The sequence below is a fragment of the Lentzea kentuckyensis genome, assembly GCF_002150765.1.
Lineage (GTDB): Bacteria > Actinomycetota > Actinomycetes > Mycobacteriales > Pseudonocardiaceae > Lentzea > Lentzea kentuckyensis.
Map to the genome: position 1 here is coordinate 1,171 of NZ_MUYM01000166.1, position 2,487 is coordinate 3,657.

Consider the following 2,487-nt stretch of genomic DNA (forward strand, 5'->3'; position numbering starts at 1 on the left):
CCTCGTCGACCAGGCCCTGCAGCTGTTCGGCCCGGTCAGGAGCGTCTACGCGGAACTCGACCGGCGCCGCCCCGGCGCGCAGGTCGACGACGACGTGTTCGTGGCGCTGACGCACGAGAACGGCGTTCGCTCCCACTTGTGGGCCGGCGCGCACACCGCTCACCACGGACCGCGGTTCCGCGTGCTCGGCAGCGAGGGCGCGTTCGTGATCAACGGCCTGGACGAGCAGGAGGACGCGCTCGACGCAGGTCGCCGGCCGACCGACGCCAACTGGGGTTACGAGACCCGCAGCGGGCAGTTGGGCATCCTCGGTCAGACGATCGAGGTGCCGGTCGAACTCGGCGCCTACGAGACCTTCTACACCGAACTGCAAGCCGGGCGGATCCCCGTCGACCCCACGAGCAGCGTGTCCGCGCTGCGGGTCATCGAGGCCGCCTTCACGTCCGCGCGCGAGAACAAGGTGGTAGAGCTGTGAACTCCGAAGAACTCCTCGCCCAGGAGCGCCGCCTCCAGTTCACCCGCTTCGGCAACGACGTCGCGATCGAGCTCGGCCTGCACCTGCTCGACGCCGCCCGCGAGCAGGGTCTNNTCTCGGTGCAGCGCAACGGACACCGGCTCTTCCACGCCTCGTTGCCCGGCACCTCGCCGGACAACGACAGGTGGCTCGAGCGCAAGGCCCGCGTGGTCGACCGCTTCGGGCACAGCTCGTTCTACGTCGGCACCACCTTCCGCGACAAGGGGACGACGTTCGAGGCGGAGTCGCGGCTGGATCCGGACCTGTACGCGGCGCACGGCGGCGTCTTCCCGGTGATCCTGCGCGGCACCGGACCGGTCGGCACCGTCGGCGTCTCGGGCCTGCCCCAGGCCGAGGACCACGAGTTCGTCGTCACTCAACTGGAAACATTCCTGAACTCGCGCGACGCGTAATAGCACGAATAGTCGTTGGTACATAATTCCGGACACGCCACTTCGAGTGGGCCGAGTTCCACTCGGAGTGGTGTTGTATAGCAGCCGGAGATGAGTCACCAATGCGCACAAAAGAGTGATCCTACTGGGCCAAACGAGTGTCCTATTCCACACTTCAACGAATAGTTTCCGGTCACTCGGCTGCCGATACAACTACGGTTGCGTAGGACGGTAGTTGTACGCTCCGTAGCATCATCAGGCGTAAGACACCCACCCGAATGTCGCCTTTTTGGCCCCTTCACAGCACTCAATCGCGAGAACTAACGTCCATTCCGGCTTATCGGATTGGTCCATTAGCGCGTTGAGATAGGTGGGTACCGGTTGTGACTGTGACGGATTCTGACCTCAATGAGGGCCGTCAGCAGCTGAGTTTGGGCACGGCCGCCGCACGTAATCTGGCCACTACCACCAAGTCCGTCCCGCAGATGCAGGGAATCACTTCCCGCTGGCTGCTCAAGGTGCTGCCGTGGGTCCAGGCCGCGGGTGGTGCGTACCGCGTCAACCGGCGTCTCACCTACACGTTGGGCGATGGCCGTGTCTCGTTCACGAACACGGGTGCCGAAGTCCGCGTCGTGCCGATGGAGCTCACCGAGCTGTCGCTGTTGAAGGGCTTCGACGACGAGGCCGTCCTCACCGCGCTCGCCGGTCGCTTCACGCAGCGGGAGTTCGGCGTCGGCGAGGTCATCGTCGAGAAGGGGCGCCCGAAGGACCAGGTCGTGCTGATCGCGCACGGCAAGGTCGACAAGATCGGCACCGGTGAGTACGGCGGCGACACCGTGCTCGGCAACCTGGCCGACGGCGAGTACTTCGGCGAGACCGTGCTGGCCGGGCCGCAGGGCGAGTGGGAGTACTCCGCCAAGGCCGTCACGCCGGTCACCGTGCTCACGTTGTCGTGGAACGACTTCCAGGCACTCAACGGCGAAGCGGGCGGCCTGCGCGCGCACATCCAGCAGACGTTCAACAGCCGCAACAAGCCGCAGAACGACTTCGGTGAGGCCGAGATCGGCATGTCGGCCGGTCACGACGGCGAACCCGTGCTGCCCGGCACGTTCGTGGACTACGAGCTCTCGCCGCGCGAGTACGAGCTGAGCGTCGCGCAGACCGTGCTGCAGGTCCACAGCCGGGTCGCGGACCTCTACAACAACCCGATGGACCAGGTCGAGCAGCAGTTGCGGCTCACGATCGAGGCCCTGCGCGAACGCCAGGAGCACGAGATCGTCAACAACCGGTCGTTCGGCCTGCTGCACAACGCTGATCTCAAGCAGCGCATCCACACCCGTTCCGGCCCGCCCACCCCGGACGACTTCGACGAGCTGCTGTCGATCGTGTGGAAGGACCCCGGCTACTTCCTCGCCCACCCGCGCACCATCGCGGCGTTCGGCCGTGAGCTCAACAAGCGCGGCATCTACCCGCAGCACATCGACTTCAACGGCCAGCAGGTGCCGGCCTGGCGCGGCATCCCGGTGCTGCCGTGCAACAAGATCCCGATCTCGGACACCCGCACGTCGTCGGTGATGCTGA

The 2,487-nt window shown here is 65.8% G+C and carries 3 protein-coding genes; all 3 read left to right on the forward strand.

Features of this window, described 5'->3' with window-relative positions; all coding sequences use genetic code 11:
* Window positions 1-475, forward strand: a 475-nt coding sequence (locus B0F77_RS50320) for a Gfo/Idh/MocA family protein (RefSeq protein ID WP_245849477.1), incomplete at its 5' end; no start/stop codon positions are given.
* Window positions 472-927: a heme-degrading domain-containing protein gene (locus B0F77_RS44700; protein ID WP_086669135.1), complete on the forward strand. Its 456-nt coding sequence runs from the start codon at window positions 472-474 to the stop codon at window positions 925-927. The genes B0F77_RS50320 and B0F77_RS44700, both read left to right, overlap by 4 nt.
* 362 nt (window positions 928-1,289) lie before the next feature.
* On the forward strand, window positions 1,290-2,487 hold a 1,198-nt coding region (locus B0F77_RS44705; protein ID WP_211294356.1), incomplete at its 3' end, for a family 2B encapsulin nanocompartment shell protein.